The 5,692-nt window shown below is 31.7% G+C and carries 6 protein-coding genes and 1 pseudogene; 6 read left to right on the top strand and 1 reads right to left on the bottom strand.

Translation table 11 applies throughout. The features are described from left to right. On the top strand, positions 1–512 hold a 512-nt coding region (locus IDG60_RS05030; RefSeq protein ID WP_206160536.1), incomplete at its 5' end, for an ATP-binding cassette domain-containing protein. 126 nt (positions 513–638) lie between these two features. Here the strand turns inward: IDG60_RS05030 and mgrA are convergent. Next, complete coding sequence (mgrA, locus tag IDG60_RS05025; RefSeq protein ID WP_001283444.1) at positions 639–1,082, bottom strand: global transcriptional regulator MgrA; 444 nt, start codon at positions 1,080–1,082, stop codon at positions 639–641. Positions 1,083–1,308: 226 nt separating this feature from the next. Between mgrA and IDG60_RS05020 the strand changes: the two genes are divergently transcribed. The 5 genes and pseudogenes from IDG60_RS05020 to IDG60_RS05000 form a co-directional block, all read left to right on the top strand. Next, positions 1,309–2,235, top strand: coding sequence for a CobW family GTP-binding protein (locus tag IDG60_RS05020; protein ID WP_000794409.1), 927 nt, complete (start codon positions 1,309–1,311; stop codon positions 2,233–2,235). Between the two features lie 102 nt (positions 2,236–2,337). Continuing rightward, positions 2,338–3,246 carry an aldo/keto reductase gene (locus tag IDG60_RS05015; protein WP_000435109.1) on the top strand — a complete coding sequence of 303 codons (909 nt, stop codon included), beginning with the start codon at positions 2,338–2,340 and terminating at the stop codon, positions 3,244–3,246. Between the two features lie 34 nt (positions 3,247–3,280). Continuing rightward, positions 3,281–3,568, top strand: a complete 288-nt coding sequence (locus IDG60_RS05010; protein WP_000180416.1) for a hypothetical protein — start codon at positions 3,281–3,283, stop codon at positions 3,566–3,568. 282 nt (positions 3,569–3,850) lie between these two features. Next, complete coding sequence (locus IDG60_RS05005; protein WP_001288051.1) at positions 3,851–5,404, top strand: SLC13 family permease; 1,554 nt, start codon at positions 3,851–3,853, stop codon at positions 5,402–5,404. 85 nt (positions 5,405–5,489) lie between these two features. Then, positions 5,490–5,692 (top strand): annotated as a pseudogene (locus tag IDG60_RS05000) (cryptochrome/photolyase family protein); the annotation flags it as partial.

Raw genomic sequence — 5,692 nt, 5'->3', positions numbered from 1 at the left:
TTCGTTTCGAAAATATGGATATGTTTGAAATAGATGACAAAGATAAGTTTGAATCGTTAAATGTCTTGCTACAATCTCAACAATTATTTGATGGTACAATACGTCAAAATTTATTTACCGATGAAAAAGATGAAGCGGTGCAAGCAATATTTAAGCAATTAGATTTAGAACATTTGGCACTAGAACGTCAAATTGACTTAGATGGTCATACATTATCTGGCGGAGAAATTCAGCGTTTAGCGATTACGAGGATGTTATTAAAAGATACTGCATCAACATGGATTTTAGATGAACCAACAACTGCATTAGATAAACAAAATAGTTTAAAAGTTATGGATTTAATTGAAGCACATGCAGAAACATTAATTGTTGCTACACACGATTTAACTTTATTGTCACGTTTTGAGACCATCATTGTGATGATAAATGGTAAAATAGTTGAAAAGGGAAACTATCAACAATTACTCGCTAATCAAGGTGCTTTATGGAATATGATTCAATATAATGCATAAAAAAACTGCTTGATAGGCTAAGAAACCTTTCAAGCAGTTTTTTAACTAACAAGCTTACGCGTGCTAATTGTTTTTCTATTCTTAATAAATTCTAAACATTACTTTAATTGTCATGACAAAAGTTAATTATTTTTCCTTTGTTTCATCAAATGCATGAATGACTTTACCTAATAAGCGATTAAGTTCTTTAACTTCATCTTGAGATAAAGAAGAAGCTGAAGCGACTTTGTCAGATGCATTACTTAATTCTGGTCTAATAGTTTCACTTTTGTCAGTCAAGTGAATAAATACTTCACGTTGATCGACTTCGGAACGTTCACGCTTAATTAAGTCTACTTGTTCCATTCGTTTTAATAATGGTGATACTGTACCAGTATCGAGTGCTAATTCAGTTACGACTTTCTTGACGTTTACAGGAGATTCATCCCATAAAATTGTTAAGACAAGAAATTGTGGGTATGTTAGATTGTACTTCTTAAAAACTTTGTTAGAGTAGTAGCGATTAACTTGTCTTTGAGCATTGTACAAACTAAAGCATAGCTGTTCTTTTAAATTATGTTGATCAGACATTAAAGTTCTCCTCCAGACATACTATCCGTTTTTTTCTCTTTTCGGATTGGTAATCATTAAAAAGTTGATTGTTTATTAATTCACAACTTTCTTTGATTCAATGCCATGCTAAAATTAAAGTATGTTTAAAGTTTAGAAGATATTTTTGATTAAATCAAGCAAAAAGATAATTTAATATATATGTTATCATTTTTAAAAATAACTGTAATAGAAAAGAGAATATAAAATGAAAAATAATAAAGATGAAAAAATAAGAATATCCATAATTAACGGATTTTTGGGTAGTGGTAAAACCACGTTACTGACACATTATATTAGTGAATTATTAAAAAATGATGAGAAAATTAAAATCATCATGAATGAATTCGGTACTTTTGATATTGATAGCAATAGTATTTCAAATGAAATTGAAGTCCATTCATTGATTAATGGTTGTGTTTGTTGCGATCTTAAACAAGAACTTGTCTATGAACTAAAAGCCATTGCTTTAAAAGGGGACGTTAATCATGTCATCATAGAAGCGACAGGCATTGCGCATCCTTTGGAATTACTAGTTGCATGTCAAGATCCGCAAATCGTTAATTTCTTTGAAAAGCCGATTATTTATGGTGTATTAGATGCGACTCGATTTTTAGAACGTCATCAATATACCGAAAATACAGTTTCGCTGATGGAAGATCAGTTGAAACTAAGTGACATGATTATTATTAATAAAATTGATCTTATAACTGATGACAGTCTTGAGAAAATTGATAAGCAATTAGGTATGATTTGTGCAAGTATTCCAACTTATAAAACAACCTATGGAAAAGTTTCGTTGGAAGAATTGGACTTAACTGTTAAAGACAGAGAGATATCGTCTCATCATCACCATCATCATGGGATTAAAAGTATGACTTACACGTTTACAGGTCCGATTGATCGTCAATTGTTTTATCAATTTATAATGAAATTACCGGAATCTGTTCTACGTTTGAAAGGTTATGTGTCATTTAGAAATCAACCAAATGCAATTTATGAATTTCAATATGCATATGGTTTACCAGACTATGGAATAATTGGCATGCAATTACCATTAACGATTGTTATTATTGGTGAAACTTTAGATACAAATCACATACGTAATCAATTGGATATGCTACAATTTACGTAAATCAGAAAATGTGTTGTTTCAATTTAACGGAAATAGCACATTAATTTCTTAATACTTTTATTGTGAATATTTTGTGACATTGAGGGATGGAGTGGATGAGATATGGAACAAATAATGATTAATCACTATGTTCATTTTTCTAGGCTTGTACAAGGTTTTTGGCGTGCAAATGAATGGAAGATGACTGCGAAAGAGTTAAATTATTTTATAAATGAATTAGTTGAACGTGGAATTACAACGATGGATCATGCTGATATTTATGGGGATTATCAATGTGAATCACTGTTTGGTAATGCTTTGGATTTATCACCCGAATTAAGAAATAAAATTCAAATTGTTACGAAATGTGGTATCATTTTGCCTTCTAAGCAATTTGATTTTACAAATGGACATCGTTATGATTTGAGTAGTAAGCACATCGTGAAATCTGTTGAACAGTCATTAATCAATTTGAATGTAGATTATTTAGATAGTCTACTCATTCATCGTCCTTCACCATTGATGGATCCAGAACAAGTTGCTGATGCATTAACTAAACTTGTTAAACAAGGTAAGTTGAAGTCATTCGGGGTGTCGAATTTTAATCATTCACAATACCAATTGTTAAATCAATATATTATGAAAGAAAGACTACATATTAGCATCAATCAATTAGAATTATCGCCATATCACGTTGATAGTTTACAAGATGGAACAATGGATTCAATGTATCAAAACCATGTTCAAATTATGGCTTGGAGTCCTTTTGCAGGCGGTAAAATTTTCGACAAGGAAGATATTAAAGCGCAACGTATTATGAAAGTTGTTCAATCAATAGCTGACAAATATGGTGTGAGTGACACAGCTGTGATGATAGCATGGTTAGTAAAAATACCGCATAGTATCATGCCGATACTTGGAACAAGTCAGTTAAAGCGTATTGATCAAGCAATCGAAGGGCTACAACTTAATTTAGATGATCAGTCGTGGTTTGACATTTACACCGCTATTATCGGACAAGATATTCCGTAAACTTATTTACTTTTAAATCATAAAGGAGCATATCATGACAAACGAAGATAAACGTTTCGAACAATTAAGATTTGAACGCAAATTTATAGTTATTCCGTATTTAATTTATGCAGTCATTGTATTACTATTAAATATTTTCTATTCTGATTTGAAAATAACAATGACATTATTCGGACTTTTCTTTGCGTATAATGTAGTCATTTTGTTCATAGCATTTATTAAACATTATAAACGCACATTGTTACTAAGTCTTATATTAACAGTGCTTAGTGGCGCGGCATTCTTTGGAATTATTTATGTTTATGGCATTAATCATTTTTAAATATTAAAAAGAGACTATCTACAATAATCTCATTTGCATTTTATCTAACTAAGTTTAACTTTTGCTTAGAAAAATGATGCTATGAGGATATTCAGTAGATAGTTTTTTTATGATCTAATATTTAAACTTAGATATCGTTTTGTAATTAACCGAGATAACTCATCACCTAGCAATATTATTTACAAAATATTTCGATAAAATTGTGTATTTTGCATAAATTAAAAATGTATGTTTTAAAAAATTGTTATAATTAAATTAAGATTAAACAAAGGGGTGACTGTTATGTCAGAAGAAAAACATGTAGTGGAACATGAACAACAAAAGAAAGAAAAGACAAAAAAGCAATACAAGCCATTTTGGATTGTCATGAGTTTTATAATACTTATAGTTGTACTATTACTCCCGGCACCTTCAAGTCTGCCGATAATGGCTAAGGCAGTACTAGCTATTTTAGCTTTTGCAGTTATTATGTGGGTAACGGAAGCTGTATCATATCCGGTGTCAGCAACTTTAATTATTGGCTTAATGATATTACTTTTAGGATTTAGCCCGGTTCAAAATTTAGGGGAGAAGCTAGGTAATCCGAAAAGTGGCAGTGCTATTTTAGCTGGAAGTGACCTTCTAGGAACTAATCATGCATTATCATTAGCGTTTAGTGGATATGCAACTTCAGCTGTAGCTCTCGTTGCAGCTGCATTATTTTTGGCTGCTGCTATGCAAGAAACGAATTTGCATAAAAGACTAGCTCTTTTAGTGTTATCAATTGTTGGTAATAAAACTAGAAATATAGTTATTGGAGCAATTATCGTTTCAATTGTACTTGCATTTTTCGTTCCTTCTGCAACAGCTAGAGCAGGGGCAGTTGTACCAATCTTGCTGGGTATGATTGCGGCATTTAAAGTTTCCAAAGATAGCAAGTTAGCGTCTTTATTAATAATTACTTCAGTACAAGCTGTGTCAATTTGGAATATTGGTATCAAAACGGCGGCAGCACAAAATATCGTAGCGATTAATTTTATAAACCATCAATTAGGATTTGATGTTTCATGGGGCGAGTGGTTCTTATATGCAGCGCCTTGGTCCATAGTTATGTCCGTAGCTTTATATTTCATCATGATTAAAGTGATGCCTCCAGAAATTAATACAATAGAAGGTGGTAAAGATTTAATAAAAGAAGAATTGCATAAACTTGGCCCCGTTAGCCCACGTGAATGGCGTTTAATTGTTATATCGATGTTATTATTACTGTTTTGGTCAACTGAAAAAGTATTACATCCGATTGACTCTGCATCCATTACTATTATTGCTTTAGGTGTTATGTTAATGCCGAAAATTGGTGTCATGACATGGAAACATGTTGAAAATAAAATACCATGGGGAACAATTATCGTGTTTGGTGTAGGTATTTCACTAGGGAACGTTCTTTTGAAAACAGGTGCAGCTCAATGGTTAAGTGATCAAACTTTTGGTGTTTTAGGTTTAAAACATTTACCTATTATCGCGACAATTGCACTTATCACGCTTTTTAATATATTGATTCATTTGGGCTTTGCGAGTGCAACAAGTTTATCATCAGCGTTAATACCTGTTTTTATTTCGCTAACCTCTACGTTACACTTAGGAGACCAGTCTATAGGATTTGTTTTAATTCAACAATTTGTTATTAGTTTTGGTTTCTTATTACCTGTTAGTGCACCTCAAAATATGTTGGCTTATGGCACTGGTACTTTTACGGTTAAAGATTTCTTGAAGGCAGGTATACCATTGACAATTGTAGGGTATATTCTAGTGATAGTTTTTAGTATGACTTATTGGAAATGGTTAGGTTTGCTTTAATTAAAAATATAAATAAGAATCTAGGTTATTTTAAAGTGACAAAAAGCTTAATAAAATAAAAAGATAATTGAAGGGTGTTTTGTTTATGGCAATTGCTGTGTTATTAAATCGAATGTTTCGAATGGAACACAATCCATTATTTGAATATATTTATCAACAAAAAGAAGACATTGATGCATGTTATTTTATCATTCCGGAAGAGGACATGTCTTCAGCTTCTGATTTGAAAGCACAGTTTTATCGCGGTACTTTGCAGCGCTTTTACCAATCGTTGCACGCAGAAAAGCT

This window comes from Staphylococcus sp. EG-SA-2 (assembly GCF_017152085.1).
This window is presented reverse-complemented; position numbering and strand designations above follow the sequence as displayed.

Coding starts and splice junctions, on each gene's coding strand:
- mgrA (WP_001283444.1), bottom strand. CDS start 1,082: ATGTCTGATCAACATAATTTAAAAGAACAGCTATGCTTTAGTTTGTAC.
- IDG60_RS05020 (WP_000794409.1), top strand. CDS start 1,309: ATGAAAAATAATAAAGATGAAAAAATAAGAATATCCATAATTAACGGA.
- IDG60_RS05015 (WP_000435109.1), top strand. CDS start 2,338: ATGGAACAAATAATGATTAATCACTATGTTCATTTTTCTAGGCTTGTA.
- IDG60_RS05010 (WP_000180416.1), top strand. CDS start 3,281: ATGACAAACGAAGATAAACGTTTCGAACAATTAAGATTTGAACGCAAA.
- IDG60_RS05005 (WP_001288051.1), top strand. CDS start 3,851: ATGTCAGAAGAAAAACATGTAGTGGAACATGAACAACAAAAGAAAGAA.